Consider the following 22,432-nt stretch of genomic DNA (forward strand, 5'->3'; position numbering starts at 1 on the left):
TTCAATGTTTGTAAAGGGTTATGGATTCATGGTTCCATTTTAATAAGAACGGATTTCTGTTTAATAACGAATTTACGTTTAAGTTTAACGGAAATCCGTTATAATGCGGCCATGAATGCGTCCCCCTCTCAGTCTCAGCCCTTCATCAATATGCGGGAGTTGCTGCTGGCCATGCCGCAGCAACGCAGTGTGTCTTCGTTGCTGGAGACGGTGGTGGAGAAGTCCGCCGAAGACCCGTTTCTGGCGCTGACGCGCATCTGGCTCATCCGCCCCGGCGACCACTGCGCGACCTGCCCGTTGCAGGCTCAGTGCCTGGACCAGACGCGCTGCCTGCACCTGGTGGCCGAGCGTTACAGCCCCGGCTATGCGCCTTCTGAAGATTTGGAAGACGATTACCTGCGCATTCCCTTGGGCGTCGGCAAGGTCGGGCGGTGTGCCGTCACCGGCGAAATCGCGGACACGTTGTCGCTGGCAGACGATCTCGATTTTGCGGTGTCGAAGCGCTGGGGCGAGGCGATGCAGGTGATCGGCCTCGCCGTGTTGCCGGTGGTGTTTCAGGGTAAGGTGTTGGGGGTTTGTGGTTTCGTTCCTTTAAAGGAAGTGGACATGGAAGGCGAAGGCCTGTTCTGGGGGCGGCTGGTGGCCGATCACCTGGCGGTGTCCATCACCAACGCCGAAGCCTTCGAGCAGATCGAAACCCTCAACAAACAGCTCACCGACGACTACGAGTACCTGAGTGAAGAACTGGTGGAATCGCAGGCGTTCGGCGACATCATCGGCCAGAGTGTGTCGCTCAACGCGGTGCTCAGGCAGATCGAGATGGTGGCGAAAACCGACGCCAGCATCCTGATCACCGGCGAATCCGGCACCGGCAAGGAACTGGTGGCGCGCGAGGTGCACAAGCGCGGCCCGCGCTGGAAGCGCCCGATGATCAAGGTCAACTGTGCCTCGATCCCGCGCGATTTGTATGAAAGCGAATTCTTCGGCCATTTGAAGGGCGCGTTCACCGGCGCGGTGCAGGACCGCAAAGGCCGTTTCGAACTGGCCAACGGCGGCACCCTGTTTCTGGATGAGGTGGGCGAGATTCCGCTGGAAGTGCAGAGCAAGCTGTTGCGCGTTCTGCAGGAAGGCGAGTACGAGCGCGTCGGCGACGAACGCACGCGCACCACCGACGTGCGCATTCTCGCCGCCACCAATCGCGACCTCAAACGCGAAGTGAAAGAAGGCCGCTTCCGCGAAGACCTCTATTACCGGCTGAACGTGTTTCCCATCGAACTGCCGCCCCTGCGCGAGCGTACGGAAGACATCCCTTTGCTGGCGTTGCATTTCATCGAAGCCGCCCGCAGAAAATTCAACCAGACCGTGAAACCTCCGTCGCGGGCCGTGCTGTCCACCCTGCAGAAGTACTCGTGGCCGGGCAACATCCGTGAACTGCAGAACCTGGTGGAACGCGCCGTCATCACTTCGGCGGCGGGGCGTTTGAAATTCGATTTGCCGGGAGTGAGTGAACCCAGGGAAAGCGCCGCGCAGCCGGTCAGCCAACCGGCGGAAGAAGAAGTGATTCCGGAAGCGGAAATGCGAAAGCGCGAAAAGGAAAACATATTGAGAGCCCTTCAGCAGGCAGGCGGCAAGATTTACGGCGACGATGGGGCGGCGAAACGCCTCGACATCAAACCCACCACGCTGGCTACGCGGATCAAGGCCATGGGCCTGAAGAAACAGTTCCTGCCTGAATAGGTTGCGGCCATATCACAGAAAACATTGCGATTAGGAGCCGGGCCGGGAGCCGGTCGGGGCCCCCTCAAAAAAAATCCTCACGAAGGCCAAGGATAGGGTTGGATTGCGCGCAAACCTGATTTATATTACTCACTTGGCTACACCCTCAAGTGACCCTTTGGGCAACTCCCTGAAACGCCGGTCTGTATCTGGACACAGGCAGGCTTGGAAATTCCGGAGGGGACGTGTGCCGGGAACTGTATATGAGGGGCGTTCCCTGACGTCCTGAAAACTCTACATATTTAAAGCTAAAAAAAGAGTTGACAGCGCGTCGATTTTTTTTAAGTATTTGCCGGAATATCTCTGTAAAATCCATACTTTTGGACTAAAACCAGAAAATTTTAACGGGGTAAAAAAAGATGTCAGACAAACCAGATATTATATACACGAAAGTCGATGAAGCTCCCGAGTTGGCGAGCGGTTCCTTTCTGCCGATCATTCAGTCCTTCAGCAAAGTGGCGGGCTTGAAAGTCGGCACCATGGACATTTCCCTGGCCGGACGCATCATCGCGCAGTTTCCCGAACGCTTGAAAAAAGAACAGCAGCAGCCGGACGACCTGGCAATCCTGGGCGACATGGTGAAGGAGCCCACCTGCAACGTGATCAAACTGCCGAACATCAGCGCGTCCATTCCGCAGATCAAGGCCGTTGTCAAGGAATTGCAGGAGCAGGGCTACGACATTCCGGATTATCCGGACGATCCCAAAACGGACGAGGAGAAAGACATCCAGTCCCGCTTTGACAAGGTCAAGGGCAGTGCCGTGAACCCGGTTCTGCGCCAGGGCAACTCCGACCGCCGCGCTTCGGCATCGGTCAAAAACTTTGCCCGGAAAAACCCGCATCGCATGGGCAAGTGGTCGAAGGATTCCAAAACCGATGTCGCGCACATGACCAGCGGTGACTTCCGGTCCAATGAAAAATCCACCACCATCACCGCGGCGCAGGCCGGCAAGGCGAAACTCGAGTTCACCGACGCCAGCGGCAAAGCCACGGTACTGAAAGAAAACATCACGCTGGACGAGGGCGATGTCGTCGATGCCACCAAGATGAGCGCCAAGGCTCTTGACGCTTTCTTGAAGGCATCGAAGGAAGAGGCCAAAAAGCGCGGTGTGCTGTTGTCCCTGCACATGAAGGCAACGATGATGAAGGTCTCCGATCCCATCATCTTCGGTCACGGTGTGATTTCTTATTTCGAGGACGTGTTCAAGAAGCACGGCGACACCTTCAAGGAGCTGGGCGCCAATCCGAACAACGGTCTGGGCGATGTGCTGGCGCGCATCGAGAAACTCCCGGCCGACAAGAAGAAGGAAATCGAGGACGACATCCAGGCCTGTCTGAAGAACGGACCGGAACTGGCGATGGTGGACTCCGACCGCGGCATCACCAACCTGCACGTGCCGAGTGACATCATCATCGACGCATCCATGGCCGCGGCCATCCGCACCTCCGGTAAGATGTGGGGTTCGGACGGCAAGGAACACGACACGCTGGCGATGATCCCGGACAGCAGTTATGCCGGCATCTACCAGGCCTGCATCGAGTTCTGTAAGGAAAACGGTGAGTTCGATCCGTCCACCATGGGCACGGTTCCCAACGTTGGCCTCATGGCGCAGAAGGCGGAGGAGTACGGCTCGCACGACAAAACCATCGAAGCCAAAAGCGACGGCACCATCCGTCTGGTCGATGCGGCCGGGCAGACCGTCCACGAGCACCCGGTGGAGAAGGGCGACATCTTCCGCAGCTGTATCGTCAAGGACATCCCGATTCAGGACTGGGTGAAGCTGGCCGTCAACCGCGCCCGCGCTTCCTCCACGCCGGTCGTGTTCTGGCTGGATAAAGACCGCGCGCACGATGCGGAAGTCATCAAAAAGGTGAACGTGTACCTGAAGGATCACGACACCAACGGTCTGGACATCCAGACCATGTCTCCGGTCGATGCCATGAAGCACTCGCTGGCACGCGCCAAGAAGGGTGAGGACACCATTTCGGCCACGGGTAACGTTCTTCGTGACTACCTGACCGACTTGTTCCCGATTCTGGAGCTCGGCACCAGCGCGAAGATGCTGTCCATCGTTCCGCTGATCAATGGCGGTGGCCTGTTCGAGACCGGGGCCGGCGGTTCGGCGCCGAAGCACGTGCAGCAGTTCCAGAAGGAAGGCCACCTGCGCTGGGATTCTCTCGGCGAATTTCTGGCCCTCGCGGAATCCCTCGCCCACCTGAGCAAAACGTTTGGCAATAAAAAGGCTCAGGTGCTGGCCGAAGCGCTGGACAAGGCGACCGGCAAGTTGATGGAAACCAACAAAAACCCCGGTCGCGAGCTGGGTGATCTGGACAATGCCGGCAGCCATGTTTACGAGGCGCTCTATTGGGCCCAGGAACTGGCGGCCCAGAACGACGACGCGGACCTCAAGGAACGGTTCACCCCGATCGCCAAGCAGATGGAGGAGAAACTCGACACCATCCTCAAAGAGCTTGCCGATTCGAAGGGCAAACCGATGGATCTGGGTGGATACTTCCACCCCGATGCCCAAAAGGTTGCGGTCGCCATGCGTCCGAGCAAAACCTTCAATTCCATTCTGGACAGCATCTGATGGCGCTGTAGGAATGTAAAAGTGTGTTTGCAGAACGGAAAGAGCCCGGTCCTGGTGACCGGGCTCTTTTTTTGTCTCAAACGGTGCGGGGTGACCTGGAACGATTTTTACCTGTCAGGCGGTTAGCTATGACCGGCCACGCGGTCACAAAAAACGGACCGCATTCACGCTGTGGCACCCATTTCATGTTATGTGGGCGCGGAATAGGTCGAAATATAGCCTGGATCGGCACTTTTAAAACAAAATTTTCCCTGAGCACTCGTTCCATCCGCCATGTCGTGTTATAATCTTTTCCTACCTTACAGTTCCAAATTTATTGCAAACCAAACAGAGGTCCGTTTTGACAAGAGCAAACCCAGAGCAATCGTTCGGGGCCAACCCGAAAGAGGTACGTGACACCAACCACTACCAGGAAGAGTACGTCAAGAGTTTCGTCGAAAAGTGGGACGATTTGATTGACTGGGATCAGCGTTGGAAAAGCGAAGGTGATTTTTTTATCGAACTGCTGCGTTCACGCGGTGTGAAGCGGGTGCTCGACGTGGCCTGCGGCACCGGTTTTCATTCCGTGCGCTTGTTGAGCGCCGGGTTCGATGTGACCAGCGCCGACGGCAGCCCGGAAATGCTGTATAAGGCATTCAACAATGCCCGCAACCGCGGCCACCTCTTGCGCACGGTGCAGGCGGACTGGCGCTGGCTGAATCGCACGGTCCACGAACAGTTCGATGCCGTCATCTGCCTCGGCAACTCCTTCACGCATCTGTTTGCCGAGCACGACCGGCGCAAGGCGCTGGCGGAGTTTTACGCCACGCTCAATCACGATGGCATTCTTGTGCTGGACCAGCGCAACTACGATTCCATTCTCGATCAGGGGTTCTCCAGCAAGCACAAATATTATTATTGCGGGGAAGATGTGATCGCCGAGCCGGAACATATGGACGAGGGTCTGGCGCGGTTCCGGTACACGTTCCCGGACAATTCCATTTTTCATCTCAATATGTTTCCGCTGCGCCGCAAATACGCACGCCGCCTCATGCACGAGGTCGGGTTTCAGCATGTCGAGACCTATGGCGACTTCAAGGGCACGTTCGATGCGAACGATCCGGATTTTCTGGTTCACGTGGCCGAGAAGGAATACATGGAGGACGACGAGGAGGATTAGCCGCGCCTCCCTCTTAAGGGGGGAGGCGAAGCCGGACTGGGATGGCGCAGAGGGTGCTGCTGCGCGTTGGGTCACACGGAACAGGGGTTTGCCGTTTGCGGGCAAACCTCTTTTTTTTCGGACGCCTCCCATACGGGAGGCAACGCGGCGTGCCGCACGGTACGGGGTGCGTGCGGGATCACGGAGGGCCACCATGCCCACACTTTATTTCAGTTTGAACACGGTGCACCTCGAACCCTTGGTCGCGTCCATCACCGAGGAATGCCGGGCGGCGCTGGAGGCGGACTGCCTGTGGGCTAGGGCAAACGAGGACGCGCCGCCGGAATCCTTCCGCGCCCGCCTGGCGCGCAGCGAGGTGCTGGTCGTCGTGCTGGGCGCATCCGCTAGCAACGAGGCCGATGCCGCCATCCCCCCACTCAGCGAACGCATGCGGATGGAGGTCGTCACCGCCGTCCATCAGGATCTCATCCTGGTGCCGGTGCTGGTGGACACCGCGCGCCTGCCTGGCAAGGCCGAGGCGCGGGGCGTCTGGAAATGGCTGCTCAACGCGAAAACGCACCGCCTGCGCAGCGCCCGCTGGTTGGAAGACCTGCACCCCATCCTCGACGACATCGAAACCGAATTGAGCTTCCGCCGCGATTTGATGGAGAAAGCCGCGCAGGCGGGATCGGCGCCCATCCCTGATTTCACCGATGCCGCCGGCAATCCGCTGGCGCCGCCGCGCCTGGGGATGGAGTTTTCCGGCGCACTGGCGTTGCGCCGCACCATCGACACCGAAAATCAAAACCTCGACACCGCACGGCGCAAGGGCGACCGCACCGCCGAGAACAACGCACTCGCCGCGCTCGGACTCGCCTACGCGCAACTCGGGCAGACGCAGCGCGCCATCCAGTGCTTCGAAGAACAACTGCCCCTCGTTCGCGCAACGCAGAACGCCCACGCCGAATGCGACCTGCTCGCCAATCTGGGCGACGCCTATGCCGTGTCCGGCGACCTCACCCGCGCCAAACAGCATTACGAAGAACAACTGTGCCGCGCCGATGCGCTCGGGTCCGCCGCCTTCATCGCCAGCGCCTACAACGGGCTCGGTCACGTGCACGTCAAACGCGACGAACTCGCCCGCGCCATCGACTGTTACCGCAAAGCGTTGAAGCGTTACCGGGAGTTGGAAGACCACGACAAGGAACTGGAGTTGTTGGTGGGCATCGGCCTCAACCAGCAGAAAGCGGGGGAGGGGGCACGCGCCGCCGAAACGCTGGAAGACGCCCTGGCGGCCGCCCGGTTCGTCGAGAACAGAAAGGAAGAGGCCCGCGTGCGCGTGGACCTCGCGGAGATTTATATTCAGTTGAACGACCCCGCCCGCGCTTCGGAACATCTCACCGCCGCCGAAGACATGTTCAGTGTGTTCGACGCCGCCTGGACCGACCCCTGGAAATCCCGCATCACCGCACTGTGGAATACGATAGCTAATTAAGAATCGTATTTTACGAATTAATTTGAAAAGGAGTTGAAAGAACGAGTCTTTAAGATATATTAATCCAGTTAATGATTTTGTCTGGTAGAGCTAAAAACTTTTTACTGGTTTGGTTAATGGCAAGTCTCACTCCTTTAGAAAAAAAATGTTTTGAAAATATTTTGAACATGGCTGGTGGATATGTATTAGATTTTTCCGATAGAAGTTTTGGTGAGTTTTTTAGAGATTCTGTTGGAATAAACATAACGGATGTTAAATACACTTCAAATGGAGGATCAAAAGCAAAAAAGCTAAGAGCTTTTTGGGAAAAGGAAACAGACAGGGTTGTTGGCAAAGCTCTAAAGGAGATGCTTGAAATCTGGTTATATGAAAACCCAAATCAAAAAGAAAATCAGGATTATAAGAATTGTCAAAAAACCATTGAGCGACTGCTCGGTACTAAAAATAAGTCAGATTTAACAGAAGATGAGTTTTTACAAAAAGAATTCGGGGATTTTTCGATTGCAAAACTACCAATTGAGCCAGGGCTACTTCCAGTTCTTGAATCCCGTTTAGAGGAAACTTTAAAATGTCTTAAAGTTGGTTCTCCATTGGCGATTATTTTTTTGTGTGGCAGTATTTTGGAGGGGATCTTATTGTCTATTGCCATAAGTAATCCAAAAGTTTTTAATCAATCTAAAAGTTCTCCTAAAGATAAAGATGGAAAAACTAAAAAATTTGAAGATTGGGGATTAGGGAATTACATAGATGTGGCTTATGAAATTGGAATTCTAAAGCTTGATGTGAAAAAATTTAGTCATGCTTTGCGTGATTTCCGGAATTATATTCATCCTTACGAGCAAATGTGTTCGGGCTTTTATCCGGATATGCATACTGCTAAGATTTGTTTTCAAGTTTTAAAAGCCGCTGTAGCGGAATTGATCGACAGTTCTCGACCAACTCACTAAATTTTATGCCTTTTTCGCGAGGCGCAGTTTAGATGGTCCCCCTTCCGATGCGCTGACTGGTATAAATCCTATTTTTCTTCCTGAGCGGGCAAATCCAACCGCCAAAAGTCAAAATGTTTTTTCAGTGGAACGGGGTGGGGTAAAGGGTTTCGATATTGCCGCTTGCGCGGTTTTTAGTTCCCTTGATATTCTGGGTATTATGGAATTTAACTGGGCTATTGAGGCGTGAAACGGTATCTTAAAGGGAAGGGATCGCCCCCCCGGTGCTGCCTGCGCCGGACCCGGGTTCAAGGCCGCCCTCATAATTCGTGGCATTGCCGAAAAGAGTATGGTAAATCCTCTACTTCGATTTTAGAACACTGGGATCACCCCAACCTGGAACGTCGCTTCCAATCATTATCAATAGACTTCAACGGAGAAATCTATGACGACTCATGACCAAATTGTTGCCGCGTACGAGCAATACATCGCCGAAAGCGAAAGTTTCGAAACCAAAAACGTCAAGGCCGCTGCCGCCCGCGCCCGCAAGGCTTTGGCCGAATTGGGAAAACTGTCGAAGGTCCGCCGGGCCGAGATCCAGGACAAGAAAAACAGCCTGGGCTGATCCGCCCCGCACCGATTTTACAATCCCGGCACCCTGAATGACCACGGACCCGGCCGCGATGGCCGGGTCCGTTTTTGGTTTGCGGCGGGAACGGCGGCAGTTATTGTTTGCGATGGATGTGCGTGGCGCTGCCGTAAAAACTTTCGGCGGATTCCATCAACGTCTCGGACAGGGTGGGGTGTGGATGGATGGCGCGCGCCACGTCTTCCGCCACCGCGCCCATCTCAACGGCGAGGACGCCTTCAGCAATCAACTCGCCCGCACCGGCGCCGGCAATGCCCACTCCCAGCACGCGGCCGCTCTCTTTTTCCAGAACCAGTTTGGTCACGCCCTCCACCCGGCCCAGGCTCTGCGCGCGTCCCGACGCGCCCCACGGAAACTTCGCCACCGTCACACTCACATCCTTTTCTTTCGCTTCGGCTTCCGTCAGCCCGCACCACGCGATTTCCGGATCGGTGAACACCACCGCCGGGATGGCGCGCGCGTCCCATTTTGTTTTGTCTCCGGCAATCGCCTCCACCGCCACCCTGGCTTCGTGCGCCGCCTTGTGCGCCAGCATGGCGCCGCCCGCGACATCGCCGATGGCGTAAATCGATTGTTCCGCCGTGCGCCGTTGCGCGTTCACCGGGATGAAGCCGTGTGAGTCGAGTTCGATCTGTGTGGCGTCGAGGCCGAACCCGTCGCTGTTGGGCCGGCGGCCCACGGCCATCAGCACACGGTCGAACGTGTCTTCACGTTTTCCGTCGTCGGTCTCGAGAGTGACTTCAACGGAATTTTTATTTTCGGTGAGCGACGCCACTTTTGTGTTCAGGTGAATCGCTTCGAAATCGCCTGCGAGTTTTCTCTGCAACGGACGCACCAGGTCGCGGTCCACGCCGGGGAGCAGTCCATCGGTCATCTCGACCACGCTCACGCGGCTGCCCAGCGCCGCATACACCGTGCCCATTTCCAAACCGATGTAGCCGCCGCCGATCACCAGCAAACGTTCGGGGATGTCTGCGATCTCCAGCGCTGCGGTGGAGTCCATCACCCGCCCGCCGGGTTTTGGAAACGTCTGCGGCCAGGTGGGGCGCGATCCGGTGGCGATGATGCAGTGGTCGAAGCGGAGCACGTCATCGCCGACCTTCAGCGCGTGCGCGTCCTGAAACACGGCGCGGCCCTGAATGCGTTTCACCTTTCGTTGTTTGGCAAGCTGCGCCAGCCCGCCGGTCATCTGTTCCACGACTTTGTTCTTCCATTGACGGAGGGCTTCGAGATCGACCCGCGGCTCGCCGAAGTCGAGTCCCCATTCTTTCGCCTGCCGCGCTTCGCCGATGAGCTTGGCGATGTGCAGCAGCGTTTTGGAGGGGATGCACCCGACGTGCAGGCACACGCCGCCGGGGTTGTCCTGTTCGTCGATCAGGGTCACGTCCATGCCCTTGTCGGCGGCGAGAAACGCGGCGGCATAGCCGCCGGGTCCGGCTCCGATGATCACCAGAGGATGTTCGGCCATGACACTCATCCTTGCAGCAAAGTGCCCGTGAAATTTTCCAACCGTTCCGCCAGCGTGCGCGCGAAGCGGGCCGCGTCCGCGCCGTCGATCAACTTGTGGTCGTACGACACGCAGAAGGGAAGGATGAGGCGCGGCTGGAATGTGCCGTCCTTGTAAACCGGTTGCATGCGCGTGCGCGAAAGGCCCACCACCGCCACCTCCGGCGGCCGCACCAGCGGCGTGAACGCCGTGCCCCCGATGCCGCCCAGATTGGAGATGGAAATATTGCCGCCGCGCAATTCCTCCAGCTTCACTTTGCGGTTGCGCGCGCGTTCGGAAAGTTCCGTCAGCTCCACCGCCAGCTCGGCCACGCTTTTTTGATCGACGTTTTTGATGACCGGGACGATCAATCCCGAAGGCGTGTCCACGGCGACGCCGATGTTGTAATATTTTTTGTAGTGGATGACGCCTTCATTGAGATCGACGCTGGCGTTGAACTGCGGGTGCTGCTTGAGCGCCGCCACCAGCGCTTCCAGCACCAGCACCGTCATGGTCAGCTTGCCGCCCTGTTTTTTGATGAACTCCGCCTGCGCCTTGCGCAGCGACTCGAGCTCGGTGATGTCGGCCTCATCGAACTGCGTGACCAGCGGCACCGCGTTCCAGGCGCGGCTGAGGTTGCTCGCGATCTTGCCGCGCAGCGACGGGATGGATTCGGTTTCGACCTCGCCCCACTGCGTGAAGTCGGGCAGCGGTTCCGGTTGGACAGCCGGCCCCGCAGACGGGGCGGTCATCTTCTGTTTGGTGTAGGCCTTGACGTCGTCGAGGGTGATGCGTCCGCCGCGCGCCGTGCCGGCGACCTGACCGAGGTCCACGCCCAACTCGCGTGCCAGGCGGCGCGCACCGGGTCCGGCGGGCACAGGAATCGATTCGTCTTCCGGCTTTTCGGAGGACTTCTCCTTGTCCTCCTTTCTTTCTTTTGACGGTTTCTTTTCCTGAGTAGTTTCCTGGTCCTCCTTGGATTTCTTTTTGGAGGACGTGTCCTCGCTTTCTTCTTTCTCTTCTTCCCCTCCTTCGTCTTCTTTGTCCTCTTTGTTTTTTTTTTCTTTCCGTTGCGAATCCGGTTTCTTTTTTTTCGGTTTGTCTTCGGAATCGGAATCCTTTTCGTCGTCGTCCGTCCGGTCCTCCGATTTTTCTTTCTCTTTTTCTTTTTTGTCCTCGGTGTCCTTTTTCTCCTTGTCCTCTTTCTTCTTTGAATCCTGCTTTTCTTCTTTTTCGGTCTTGGAATCGCCATCCGATCCGCCGGTGTCCACATCGAACAGGGATTGCCCGACCTCGATGGTGTCGCCTTCGGAGATTTTGATCCCGGTGATGCGTCCGGCCACCGGCGAGGGCAACTCGAGCAGCGCCTTTTCCGTTTCCAGTTCGAGCAGCACCGTGTCCACCTCCACCTCCGAGCCTTCCTTGACATGGATCTTCGCCACGTCGCCGGAGTCGATGCCCTCACCGAGGGCGGGCAGCTTGATGTCTTCGCTCATGGACGCATCCTTTTGTTAAGTGGAAAGGGGGTCGGGTTTGTCCGGATCGATGTCGAGTTGGTCGATCGCCTGCTTCACGCGCTTCATCGGGATGGTGCCCTGTTGTGCCAGCGTGTGCAGCGTGGCGACGGCGATGCATTCCGCATCGATTTCAAAAAACCGGCGCAACGCTTCGCGGGATTCGCTGCGGCCGAAGCCATCGGTGCCGAGCGTCGTGTACGGACCCGGCACCCAGGGCGCAATCTGATCCGCTACCAGCTTCATGTAATCGGTCACCGCGACGATGGGTCCGTCCGCATCTTTCAGCACCTCTTTGATATAGGACGTGCGTGGCTTCTCCGTCGGGTGCAGGCGGTTCCAGCGGTCCACCTCCAAGGCGTCGCGCCGCAACTCCTTATAGCTGGTCACGCTCCACACATCGGCGGACACCTCATAATGTTCCGCGAGAATTTCCTGTGCGCGCAGGGCTTCCTTGAGCAGGCTGCCGCTGCCGAACAGGTGCGCTTTCGCCCTGTCCGGTTTATCGGCTCCGGGTTTGAATTTGTAGAGGCCTTTGAGGATACCGTCCTCGACGCCTTTCGGCATTTCCGGCATGCCCTGGTTTTCGTTGTAGAGCGTGATGTAGTAGAACACGCTTTCCTGTTCTTCATACATGCGGCGCAGGCCATCCTGGATGATGATCGCGAGTTCGTAGGCGTAGGCGGGGTCGTAGGTGATGAGGTTGGGCACCGTGGTGGCCAGCAGGTGGCTGTGCCCGTCCTGATGTTGCAGGCCTTCGCCGTTCAACGTGGTGCGTCCCGAAGTGCCGCCCAGAAGAAATCCGCGCGTGCGCATGTCGGCGGCGGCCCAGATGAGGTCGCCGATGCGTTGAAACCCGAACATCGAATAGAAAATGAAAAACGGGATGGTGTTGATGCCGTGCGTGGCGTACGCCGTGCCCGCCGCGATGAACGAGGCCATGGACCCGGCTTCGCTGATGCCTTCCTCCAATATCTGACCGTCCCGCGCTTCGCGGTAATACAGCAGTTGGTCCATGTCCACCGGGTCATAAAGCTGGCCCTGGCTGGCGTAGATGCCGTACTTGCGGAACAGGGTTTCCATGCCGAAGGTGCGGGCTTCATCGGGGATGATGGGCACCAGCAGTTGGGAGAGGTCCGGGTTGCGCAGGAGCTGGCTCAACACCTGCACGAAGGCCATGGTCGTGGACACCTCGCGCTCGCCGGAGCCTTTGAAAAATTCCTCGAACGCTTTGCGTTGGGGTGCAGCCAGGGGTTTGGCGCGCACGGTTCGTTCCGGAATGAATCCACCAAGGTGATCGCGCCGTTCGTGGAGGTAGGTGAGTTCTTCGCTGTCGTCGGCGGGTTTGTAGAACGGCGCGTTGGCGACGTCGTCGTCGCCGATGGGGATGCCGAAGCGTGTGCGGAAATTCAACAGTTCGCTTTCGTTCAGTTTCTTCGCCTGGTGCGTGATGTTTTTGCCTTCGCCCGCCTCGCCGAGGCCGTAACCTTTGATGGTCTTGGCGAGGATGACAGTGGGCGCTCCCGTATGGTTCACCGCCGCGTGATACGCCGCATACACCTTTTGCAGGTCGTGCCCGCCGCGCCGTAAGGTTTCCAGCTTGTCGTCGGTCATGCCCTCCACCATTTTCAACAGCTCCGGATGCACGCCGAAAAAATGATCGCGGATGAAGCTGCCCTGTTCGACCACGTATTTCTGGTACCAGCCGTCCACGGTCTCCATCATGCGTTTCTTGAGCAGGCCCTTGTCGTCTTTGGCGAGCAGGGGGTCCCAGTCCGTGCCCCAGATCAATTTGATCACGTTCCACCCCGCGCCACGGAAGGCCGCTTCCAGTTCCTGAATGATCTTGCCGTTGCCGCGCACCGGTCCGTCCAGCCGTTGCAGGTTGCAGTTGACGACGAAAATCAGGTTGTCGAGTTTTTCGCGGGAAGCGAGGGTGATCGCGCCCAGGCTTTCCGGCTCGTCCACCTCGCCGTCGCCGAGAAACACCCAGACTTTGCTTTCGGCGGTGTCTTTGAGATCGCGGTGGTGCAGGTAGCGGTTGAACCGCGCCTGGTAGATCGCCATGATCGGCGACAGGCCCATCGAGACCGTGGGAAATTCCCAGAAGCCGGGCATCAGCCACGGATGCGGGTACGAAGGCAAGCCGGCGCCGGATTGCAGTTCGCGACGGAAGTTTTCCAGTTGTTGCTGCGTGAGGCGGCCTTCCAGAAATGCCCGGGCATACACTCCCGGCGCGGCGTGGCCCTGAAAATAAATCTGGTCGCCGGGCGCGCCGTTTTTGGGTCCGTGGAAAAAATGATTGAAGCCCATTTCGAGAAGCAGCGCCAGCGAGGCGAAGGTGGAAATGTGGCCGCCGATGCCCGCACTGTTGCGGTTGGCGCGCACCACCATGGCCATGGCGTTCCAGCGAACCAGGCTGCGGACACGCCGCTCGATGTCGGGATCACCGGGATACGACGGCTGGTCTTCGGCGGGGAGGGTGTTGAGGTATGCAGTGTTCGCGGTGAAAGGCAGGTTGTGCCCGGACTTGCGCATTTCATCCTGCAGGCGATGCAAAATGAATTGAGCGCGCTCGGACCCGACGTCGCGCAGCAGGTACTGGAGCGAATCCACCCACTCCTGCGTTTCCGCCGGATCGGAGTCGTCCATGGGAATGTCCGCCCACTGCGTCATGCCCGCCCCCTCATAAAGAGAATATGCGCCGCCCGAATGAGTCCACTGTATTTCCAGATTACTTGATAACATCCCAGACCTCAACGGCACAATTTGTCAAAGACTTGTTGTTTGAAAACTTGGTAGTCAATGGAACAACGGTGTCCTGCCCGGGCTGGGGTAACGGAGGAAACGGTCCTTATAAAGGAAGCAAGGCGGACCCGATGTTGCAGGCCGGGGGGAGGAAGAGGCAAGAATGGGCTCGCCACCGCTCCCTTTTATTAGCGTGATGGGATGGGCGCGACAGGCCCCCACCACTTTTTATGCTTGACTTGAAGGCTATATTTTGAGATTGAAAACCATTAGCAATAAGTTATCCTGCTATATCTTCCAGGTTTCCGAGGCCTGCCGGACCATGCGGAACTCACTGGAAAGGCGGCGCAATGCTTTGCAAATAATTGTTTTTAAATGGTTATGATATGAAGAGAAGTCATTTGACTTCGTTGGTGCAGGCCTTTGAAAGCCATTACGACGAGTTGAAGCGGTTTGTGGCCCGCAGGGTCGGGTGTTCTTCTGTGGCGGAGGACATCGTACAGGAAACCTGGGTGCGGATCACATCGAGTCCTCCCACCGATCCCGTGGAAAACGCCCGCGCGTATCTGTACCGAGTCGCCCGCAACCTGATGATCGACTTTGTCCGCCGCGACCGGGTGCGGTCCCGCTACATCGAAAGCGGCGTCCTTCCAGAAAATGTTTCCAACAACGAACCCCATCCAGAAAGTCTTTTGATTCAAAAGGAACGCCTGGCTCATTTGCTGAAGGCGGTGGAGGAATTGCCTCCACGGTGTCAGCAGGTGTTTCGTCTGCGTAAATTCGAGCACCTGGAACAGGCAGAGATCGCCCGCCGGCTTGGCATCAGCCGAAACATGGTTGAAAAACACCTGCGCAAAGCCCTCGCCCATTGCCTTGCCTCGCTGGAAGAGGCGGAGTAGGCTCATCCCACAGGTTGACAGGATGCAGCACATCCTGTAATCACTACCCATTGCGTCTTAATAGATGAAACCGATTCTGCCTCGCGGCATGATCGGCGTTTGCCGGGCGCAGCGCCAGGTGGAAAAGGCGGGGAAGATACCGCTTTTTTCCGGATCGAAGGGGGGGTCCGTGTCCACATCAAATCAAGACAAAATGCCCAAAGCCATTTGGGATGAAGCCGTCGCGTGGTGCATTCGCCTGGATGCCGAACCGCTTGCGCCGGAGTCGAAAAGGGAACTGGACCGCTGGCTGGAAGCCGACGCGCTTCATAGAAAAGCCTTCGACCGTGCGCAGGAGGTGTGGGGGGAGTTGGATCGCCTTCCGCAGGCCAGCCGGGCGAAGCCGCAATCGCTTACCCAGAACGATTTTGTGTCCAAACGTCCACGGCGACCGATCCCGGCGGGAGGGTTGCTTCGATTCCGCCGAGGGGCGATGGCGTGGACGGCGCTTGCCGCGTGCGTGGCGTTGATCGTGATGACGGTGTTTGCAGGCGACCTGTCTCTGCGGTTCCGCGCGGATCACCAAACCGGAGTGGGCCAGATGCGTGCGATCACGCTGGCCGATGGCTCCCGCGTCTTTTTGAATACCGACTCGGCGTTGGCGGTGGACTATGCAGGCGACCGGCGGAAGGTCCGCCTGCTGACGGGTGAAGCCGAGTTCCAGGTGGCGCACGACCCCGACCGGCCGTTTGTCGTGCACACGGAAGAAGGCACCGCCACCGCGCTGGGCACGGCGTTCGTTGTGCGGCAGGATGGGGGGCGCACCACCGTGAGTGTTTTGGAAAACCGTGTGCGGGTGGCGCTTCATTCGGATTCCATGTCCTTTTCCAAGGCGGTGGTTTTATCGCCCGCCCAACAGGTACGGATGCAAACCGGGCAACTGACCTCGGCGCAACCGGTGTCCCTGGAGAAAGTCAATGCCTGGCGGCGGGGCAAACTGATTTTTGAAAACCGGCCTCTGGAAGAGGTCATTGATGAAGTCAACCGCTACCACCGCGGGTGGATTCGGATAGTGGGAACCGATCTGAAAACGCTCACGGTCAACGGTGTGTTCCGCACCGATCAGCCGGAAGGCATGGTCACAGCTCTGGAAGAGTCTCTGGGACTGCGGGCGGTCCGCATCACCGACTACCTCGTATTTTTATACTGAGATATCTCTTCTATTTATTTTCTCGTCCCCCGTTCTCGCTTTTTTAATTGCAACAACCAGACGGGTTCCTGCCCCCCGGCTTTTTCTTTCCGGCAAGCACAGTTCAATCGAACTCCCATCGAGCCAATTGATAAAAAAGAAGTTTCGCGGGAGAGGTTGCCATTTCCCGGTCCAACCGACAGAAGTGGTCCTAAATCTCTGAAGGCCGCTGCGGGAGGGGAGGGGGCGTGCCTGCCGGACTGGGAATTCCTGACTGCGATTGAACGGCATCCCGATCCATCCAGATCCCTAATTTTGCCACCGGGGAGGAGGGAGTTATAGATTATTTATTAGGTAGTTAGGCTTTAGTTCTTGCCATTTCTCCTGCTCATGCAGTGTAAAAATCCGTAGAAACTTATTGATAATGATTTTCAATTTCTATATAGTGCGACAGGATTAACCACTGTTTCAAGTTTTTGCCTTTCAATGAGCGATTTTTCCTCACAAACCTTGGCCTCCTTGTCCACCCGGTTGGAAACCGTTTTTGAAGACCACCGGCAGGAGTTGACCCGCTACGCGTCCCTGCGCCTGGGGGTTCCGGACCTTGCAGCGGACCTCGTGCAGGAAGCCTTTCTCAAGGCCTCCTCGATTGGCGATCTGAGCCAGATTGAAAACCTGCGGGCCTTTTTATATCGCGTGGTCACCAACCTGGCGACCGATCACCATAGGAAAACCAAGCGAAATCGCCGCATTTTCACCGATGTTCCGGAAGACCGGGTGGCCTCCGTTGCCTCTTCCGAAACCCCGGACCAGCAATTGATCAACGAAGAGCAGGTGCAACGGCTGACCCGGGCCATCCAATCCCTCCCCCCTCAAACCCGCGAAATATTCATTCTTTTCAAGTTGGAGGAATGGAAACAGAAAGACATCGCGGCGCATTTCAAGGTATCCCTCAGCACAGTTGAAAAAAAAATCAAACAGGCTATCATACACTGCAAAAAGCACCTTTCCGAATAATCCGGGAATCGCAGTGAGGCTTTTGCCGATCCAAGCGTCTTACAGTTAGAGCAGGCGGAAGGCCTGTATTCTTTTTCTTGTGGCTGAGCCATGTCAGAGTCCAAAAAGAACCGCTCTTCCCACCGTCCCGGTTTCCTCAAGCGCCGAAATTCAGAGCGAGCCCTCGAGCTGTGGTTGAAGCACAAGCAGGAAAGTGAGGAGGCCGGGGAAACAGGTGCCGATCTCTACGAATCCTGGCAACGCGAACATCCCGATCATGCGCGTGCCGCAAAGGAGTGGGAGCAATTTCTCGAAAGCGGGGAACTGAAAGCGGCTCTGGAAAAAGCCGAACAGGCCGCCCCCCGCACTCCGCGTTTCTCAGCGTCCTCAACCCTTGCATTCTGGAAAAGGGCAGCCTTGTCATTGGTGGCGGCATCCTTTTTGTTTTGGGTGCTCCCCCTGCAGGAATGGATTGCCCTTTCCCAGGCGGATCACTCCACCCAGGTCGGAGAGCAGTACCAGGGCACCCTGCCGGATGGATCGACCGTGATTTTGAATACGGACAGCGCGCTGCAAATCTCCTTTTCCGAACATCACCGCAGCGTCCGTTTGCTAAAAGGCGAGGCGATGTTCAAAGTGACCTCAAACCCGGAACGGCCCTTCACCGTTGCCATGAACCATCAACGGATTACCGTGGTCGGAACCCAATTCATCGCCCGCATTTCCGATGAAACAGAAGAAGTTCTTGTCCTGGAAGGCAAGGTGCGATCGGAAAGCCAAACGGAACCCGGTTCGCCCGGTCGTCTGTTGCAGGCAAACGACCGCTTGGTCCACAAGGGAGACATTGTTTCGGTCACCAAGGCAAAGGGCGTTCCGGCCTGGTTGAACGGTCAACTTGTGTTCGATGCCACCCCGCTTCCACAGGCCATCCAGGAAATGGATCGCTACCTTCCACAAACCCTGTATGTCATGGGCCGTTCGATCCGTGACAGGCGGCTCACCGCTACGTACCATCTTGATAAACTGGATCAGGATGTCAACGTTTTGGCCGAGACCCTGAACATCCAGGTATGGCGAATGGGTCCCGTCATTTTGTTTTATTGATTCGTCCCCCCTTCTTTCCCGCAACTCCCTTTTCCCGGACCGGCTTTTCCGGACACGCCTGCTGTGAACGGCTCCCGCCCACCACAGGAAATCCTCCTCGAATTCTTAAGAAATTTTACGGGTGAAGGACTGCCGCACGTCATACAAAGAAACGCTCGCATCAACCCTTAGAGGATTTCCGACGTATGAAAATTGCAAGCTCTTCAAAGGCTCTACTGCATTGCCTCGCGATCCTTACCCTGTCACTGGCAATGGGGAGCGCCGTCAGTCCAAACGCCTGGTCCGGGGAGAATCACGATTTCAGCGGCAAGCTCGAATCAAAGGAGAAGTTTCATATCCAGGCGCAACCGCTTGATTCCGCCCTCCACCTTTTTTCATCCCAGGGAAATCTTCAGGTCAGCGTGGACTCCAAGTGGACCGCAGGCAAAGAGTCCAACGTGGTTTCGGGGGAATATACGATTCAGCAGGCACTGAATAAGTTGTTGATGGGCACCGGGCTTCACTATTCGTTTGTGGATTCGAATACGGTCACTCTGGAACCGGTTGCGGAACACACTCTCACACTGGAGGTTCAATCCAAAGAGTTGAAGGTGATCAAGCCGGAGCGGTTCGCCGAAAAGGAAAAGGCCCGGGATGATGAAAAGGCCACCCGCCTGCCTCCGGTGGCGGTGGAAGGGGTGAATCCTCTGGAACCGAAGGGATACACGCAGGAAAACACCCCGACTGCTACCAAGACGAATACGCCGTTGATCGAGATTCCTCAATCCGTGTCCATGATCACCCGCCAGCGCATGACGGACCAGAACGTTCAAAGTCTGGCCGAAGTGCTTAGTTATACATCGGGTGTGCAGTCCTCCGTGTTCGGTGTGGATACTCGCGCAGACTGGTTCAACTTAAGGGGCTTTCCATCCAACTTTACAAGTTTGTACAAGGACGGATTGAAACTTTCCTTTCCTTCCGGGAACCTGCATGTGCGGACCGAACCATACGGATTGGAACGGGTGGATGTGTTCAAGGGACCGTCATCGGTTTTATACGGCCAGAACACCCCGGGGGGCATGGTCAACCTGGTGAGCAAAAAACCGCCCATGCAATCGGGACACCAGTTGGCCTTGACGTTCGGAAGTTTTGACCGGAAACAGGTGATGCTTGATACTGGCGGGCCCATAGAAGGTGCGGAGGAATTTCAGTACCGCTTGACCGCTATGGCGCGCGACAGCGACACGCAGGTGGATTTTGTCGAGGATAATCGTTTTTTTGTCGCACCCTCCCTGAGTTGGCGTCCGAACGATAGAACGTCCCTGACACTGCTGACTCACCTTCATGAAGATGACACGGGGAACGTGGTGAATTTTTATCCATTGGAGGGAACGATTTTGCCGAACCCATTCGGCGAAATTCCTACCAGTCGTTTCACGGGAGAGCCCAATTTTGACCAGTATGAAAAAACACAGGCCTCGGTCGGCTACCAGTTTGAGCACGAAGTCAACAATGCCCTGAAGGTGCGCCAAAATTTTCGTTATTATTACATCGATTACACCTGGAAGCAGGTTTTCGCCAGCGGTTTGCAGGCCGACAACCGCACGCTGAACCGGTTCTTGGTTTTTGAGAAGGTCAATGCCGACAGCTTTACGGTGGACACCCACGTTCAATATGATTTTGCGACAGGTCCGCTCCAGCACAAGCTCCTTGCCGGTGTAGATCAATTGACTCAACGGATCGACGTCAGCACTGCTACCCCCGGTGCTCCCACCTTGGATGTGTTCAGTCCGGTTTATAACCAGACCCTGATCAATGATCCCGCGTTCAGTTCGATCACGGATGTCATCCAGCATCAAACTGGTGTTTACCTTCAGGATCAAATCAAGTGGAACCGTTGGATTCTGGTACTGTCCGGTCGGCATGACTGGGCCAGTTCTGAAACCGATAATATTATCTCCGGAACCACGACGAAACAGAGAGATGCGGCGTTCACCGGAAGGGTGGGCCTGGTATACCGCTCAAAATTCGGACTGGCACCTTATGTCAGCTACTCGGAATCATTCAATCCGGCGCTCGGCACCAATCTGTTCGGCCAGGCGTTCATTCCCGAAGAAGGAAAACAGATCGAGGTCGGCGTGAAATATGAACCGGAAAATGTCGATGCTCAGGTCACTTTGAGCGTGTTCGATCTCAGGCGGCAGAATGTTCAAAACCCCGATCCGAGCAACCCGTTCAACACGATTCAGACCGGTGAAGTCCGTTCGCAGGGGATCGAGGTGGAGAGCAATATAAGCCTGATGCAGGGCTTGGATATGGTGGCTGCCTACACGTATCTCGATATGGAGGTCACCAAAACCACCTTTCCAGGAGAACAGGGTAATCGGCCGACGCAGGTCCCGGAACATATAGCTTCCCTGTGGGCGAATTATACGGTTCAAAACGGTCCACTTGCCGGTTTGGGAACCGGCGGCGGCGTTCGTTACCAGGGAACCAGCTTTGCCGATTTCGCCAATACCATCAAGGTACCATCTTACGTGATCTTCGATGCGGCGCTTCGTTACCGGTGGAGCCACTGGGATATGGCTTTGAATGTTCAGAATGTAGCGGACAAAACGTATGCGGCGGGCTGTTTCTCCAGCGCCTGTTTCTATGGGGCGCGCAGAAATGTGATGGGCACCGTTCGCTACAACTGGTGAGGTGAATCATGGGAAGGATTTTATGGGTCAAGCTGCATCGCTACGCGGGGCTGACGATCGCGCTGTTTCTCATCGTATCGGGTTTGACCGGAAGCATCATTGCCTTTTACCACGAACTGGATGAGGGCCTGAACCCGGAGTTGTTCTCACCCGGCACATCCGGCGAACCGCTGTCTCCTTATGAGTGGAAAGCGACCGTGGAGAAAGCGGACCCGCGGGCCCAGGTCACCTTTCTTCCTTTGGAAGTGCACGCGCCGGGGGAATCGGTGACGGTCGTCGTGGAGCCGCGCATCGATCCCGCCACCGGCGCGCCGTATGAGGTCGAGTACAGCCAGGTGTTCGTCGATCCGGTCAACGGCGACATCCTTGGAAAACGATTGTGGGGGGATTGCTGTTTCGAACGCAAACACCTTCTTCCTTATTTGTACACCTTCCACTATTCCCTGCACTTGCCGCACGAGTTCATCGGTGGATGGGAAAATATGTGGGGCCGTTGGCTGATGGGCGGCATCGCCATCATCTGGTTTTTCGACTGCTTCGTGGGGGCTTATCTGACCTTTCCGCCGGGACGTCCCTTTTGGGCGCGATGGAAGCCCGCGTGGAAAATAAGGACGGAGGCGGGACCGTACCGTACGAATTTCGACGCGCACAGGGCGGGTGGCTTGTGGCCGTGGGTCCTGCTTATTTTCCTCTCCATGAGCAGCATCTATCTCAATCTCGGGTTCGAGGTGTTTCGTCCGGTGCTTTCGGCGGTTTCCACGATCACGCCGAATCCTTTTGAAGAGAGGCTGGACCGCATGGAGAATGCGCCCTATGCGCCGAAGTTCAGCTTCCAGGAGATTGAAGCCCGCGCACTGGAGGAAGCCAAGCGGCGGAACTGGTCAACGTATTTGGGAGGTATCGGTTACAGCCCTCACTTTGGAATCTATTCCGCATTTTTCTATCCGCCGGGCGGGGAGCATGCCCCCGGACTGGGCCATTCCACAATGGATTTTGAGGGGAGTACCGGTGAGGTGATCGCGCACAAGGTTCCTGGAGAGGGCACGGCCGGCGATTTCCTCATGGAAGTCCAGTTTCCCATCCACAGCGGACAGATCGCCGGTCTGCCCGGACGCATCGTGGTGTCGATGGCCGGGCTTCTGGTGGCCATGCTGTCCGTTACGGGCATCGTCATCTGGTGGGTCAAACGCAAGGGGCTTCCTGCCAAAACATCCGCAGACACGTCAAGAGAAGAATCCAACGCCAACGTCACAACTTGAACGTC

General features: G+C 56.7%; 15 protein-coding genes. 12 read left to right on the forward strand and 3 right to left on the reverse strand.

Annotated elements, in window-relative coordinates; genetic code table 11:
* The first annotated feature begins 111 nt into the window (after positions 1 to 111).
* From QML71_RS03455 to QML71_RS03480, 6 genes are all read left to right on the forward strand, one after another.
* On the forward strand, positions 112 to 1,737 hold the full coding sequence (locus QML71_RS03455; protein WP_282010507.1) for a sigma-54-dependent Fis family transcriptional regulator: 1,626 nt from the start codon (positions 112 to 114) through the stop codon (positions 1,735 to 1,737).
* Between the two features lie 398 nt (positions 1,738 to 2,135).
* Positions 2,136 to 4,367, forward strand: a complete 2,232-nt coding sequence (locus QML71_RS03460) for an NADP-dependent isocitrate dehydrogenase (protein ID WP_282010508.1) — start codon at positions 2,136 to 2,138, stop codon at positions 4,365 to 4,367.
* Between the two features lie 340 nt (positions 4,368 to 4,707).
* Positions 4,708 to 5,526, forward strand: a complete 819-nt coding sequence (locus tag QML71_RS03465) for a glycine/sarcosine N-methyltransferase (RefSeq protein ID WP_282010509.1) — start codon at positions 4,708 to 4,710, stop codon at positions 5,524 to 5,526.
* Between the two features lie 193 nt (positions 5,527 to 5,719).
* Positions 5,720 to 7,000 (forward strand): tetratricopeptide repeat protein, encoded by a 1,281-nt coding sequence (locus QML71_RS03470; protein ID WP_282010510.1) that lies wholly within the window; start codon positions 5,720 to 5,722, stop codon positions 6,998 to 7,000.
* Positions 7,001 to 7,116: 116 nt separating this feature from the next.
* Positions 7,117 to 7,947 carry a hypothetical protein gene (locus QML71_RS03475; protein ID WP_282010511.1) on the forward strand — a complete coding sequence of 277 codons (831 nt, stop codon included), beginning with the start codon at positions 7,117 to 7,119 and terminating at the stop codon, positions 7,945 to 7,947.
* 424 nt (positions 7,948 to 8,371) lie between these two features.
* The gene (locus QML71_RS03480) at positions 8,372 to 8,551 is read left to right on the forward strand and encodes an Hc1-related histone H1-like protein (RefSeq protein ID WP_282010512.1); all 180 of its coding nucleotides are present in this window, start codon (positions 8,372 to 8,374) and stop codon (positions 8,549 to 8,551) included.
* A gap of 100 nt (positions 8,552 to 8,651) precedes the next feature.
* Here the strand turns inward: QML71_RS03480 and lpdA are convergent, their stop codons facing one another.
* Genes lpdA through aceE form a run of 3 tightly spaced genes read right to left on the reverse strand, consistent with a single transcriptional unit; the run spans position 8,652 to position 14,251 of the window.
* Positions 8,652 to 10,043 carry a dihydrolipoyl dehydrogenase gene (lpdA, locus tag QML71_RS03485; protein WP_282010513.1) on the reverse strand — a complete coding sequence of 464 codons (1,392 nt, stop codon included), beginning with the start codon at positions 10,041 to 10,043 and terminating at the stop codon, positions 8,652 to 8,654.
* A 5-nt stretch (positions 10,044 to 10,048) separates the two neighbouring features.
* A complete protein-coding gene (locus QML71_RS03490) occupies positions 10,049 to 11,557 on the reverse strand; it encodes a 2-oxo acid dehydrogenase subunit E2 (protein WP_282010514.1) in 1,509 nt (502 codons plus the stop codon).
* A gap of 15 nt (positions 11,558 to 11,572) precedes the next feature.
* Positions 11,573 to 14,251, reverse strand: coding sequence for a pyruvate dehydrogenase (acetyl-transferring), homodimeric type (aceE, locus tag QML71_RS03495; protein ID WP_345742313.1), 2,679 nt, complete (start codon positions 14,249 to 14,251; stop codon positions 11,573 to 11,575).
* Positions 14,252 to 14,709: 458 nt separating this feature from the next.
* Here aceE and QML71_RS03500 point away from each other — a divergent pair, with 458 nt between their 5' ends.
* The 6 genes from QML71_RS03500 to QML71_RS03525 all read left to right on the forward strand — a co-directional run bounded on the left by QML71_RS03500 (position 14,710) and on the right by QML71_RS03525 (position 22,427).
* Positions 14,710 to 15,222: an RNA polymerase sigma factor gene (locus tag QML71_RS03500; RefSeq protein ID WP_282010515.1), complete on the forward strand. Its 513-nt coding sequence runs from the start codon at positions 14,710 to 14,712 to the stop codon at positions 15,220 to 15,222.
* Positions 15,223 to 15,415: 193 nt separating this feature from the next.
* Complete coding sequence (locus tag QML71_RS03505; protein WP_282010516.1) at positions 15,416 to 16,411, forward strand: FecR family protein; 996 nt, start codon at positions 15,416 to 15,418, stop codon at positions 16,409 to 16,411.
* 465 nt (positions 16,412 to 16,876) lie between these two features.
* On the forward strand, positions 16,877 to 17,407 hold the full coding sequence (locus QML71_RS03510; RefSeq protein ID WP_282010517.1) for an RNA polymerase sigma factor: 531 nt from the start codon (positions 16,877 to 16,879) through the stop codon (positions 17,405 to 17,407).
* A gap of 174 nt (positions 17,408 to 17,581) precedes the next feature.
* Positions 17,582 to 18,490 (forward strand): FecR family protein, encoded by a 909-nt coding sequence (locus tag QML71_RS03515; protein WP_282010518.1) that lies wholly within the window; start codon positions 17,582 to 17,584, stop codon positions 18,488 to 18,490.
* Between the two features lie 185 nt (positions 18,491 to 18,675).
* Positions 18,676 to 21,168, forward strand: coding sequence for a TonB-dependent siderophore receptor (locus QML71_RS03520; RefSeq protein WP_282010519.1), 2,493 nt, complete (start codon positions 18,676 to 18,678; stop codon positions 21,166 to 21,168).
* A gap of 8 nt (positions 21,169 to 21,176) precedes the next feature.
* Positions 21,177 to 22,427: a PepSY-associated TM helix domain-containing protein gene (locus QML71_RS03525; RefSeq protein ID WP_282010520.1), complete on the forward strand. Its 1,251-nt coding sequence runs from the start codon at positions 21,177 to 21,179 to the stop codon at positions 22,425 to 22,427.
* Positions 22,428 to 22,432: the final 5 nt, after the last annotated feature.

Origin of the sequence: Nitrospina watsonii (genome assembly GCF_946900835.1) — a bacterium.
Lineage (GTDB): Bacteria > Nitrospinota > Nitrospinia > Nitrospinales > Nitrospinaceae > Nitrospina > Nitrospina watsonii.

Bases quoted from the DNA above. Each gene is read 5' to 3' on its own strand.
- QML71_RS03500 (WP_282010515.1), top strand. From the start codon at position 14,710: ATGAAGAGAAGTCATTTGACTTCGTTGGTGCAGGCCTTTGAAAGCCAT.
- QML71_RS03505 (WP_282010516.1), top strand. From the start codon at position 15,416: ATGCCCAAAGCCATTTGGGATGAAGCCGTCGCGTGGTGCATTCGCCTG.
- aceE (WP_345742313.1), bottom strand. From the start codon at position 14,251: ATGACGCAGTGGGCGGACATTCCCATGGACGACTCCGATCCGGCGGAA.
- QML71_RS03480 (WP_282010512.1), top strand. From the start codon at position 8,372: ATGACGACTCATGACCAAATTGTTGCCGCGTACGAGCAATACATCGCC.
- QML71_RS03490 (WP_282010514.1), bottom strand. From the start codon at position 11,557: ATGAGCGAAGACATCAAGCTGCCCGCCCTCGGTGAGGGCATCGACTCC.
- QML71_RS03520 (WP_282010519.1), top strand. From the start codon at position 18,676: ATGAAAATTGCAAGCTCTTCAAAGGCTCTACTGCATTGCCTCGCGATC.
- QML71_RS03455 (WP_282010507.1), top strand. From the start codon at position 112: ATGAATGCGTCCCCCTCTCAGTCTCAGCCCTTCATCAATATGCGGGAG.
- QML71_RS03460 (WP_282010508.1), top strand. From the start codon at position 2,136: ATGTCAGACAAACCAGATATTATATACACGAAAGTCGATGAAGCTCCC.
- QML71_RS03510 (WP_282010517.1), top strand. From the start codon at position 16,877: ATGAGCGATTTTTCCTCACAAACCTTGGCCTCCTTGTCCACCCGGTTG.
- lpdA (WP_282010513.1), bottom strand. From the start codon at position 10,043: ATGGCCGAACATCCTCTGGTGATCATCGGAGCCGGACCCGGCGGCTAT.
- QML71_RS03475 (WP_282010511.1), top strand. From the start codon at position 7,117: ATGGCAAGTCTCACTCCTTTAGAAAAAAAATGTTTTGAAAATATTTTG.
- QML71_RS03525 (WP_282010520.1), top strand. From the start codon at position 21,177: ATGGGAAGGATTTTATGGGTCAAGCTGCATCGCTACGCGGGGCTGACG.
- QML71_RS03470 (WP_282010510.1), top strand. From the start codon at position 5,720: ATGCCCACACTTTATTTCAGTTTGAACACGGTGCACCTCGAACCCTTG.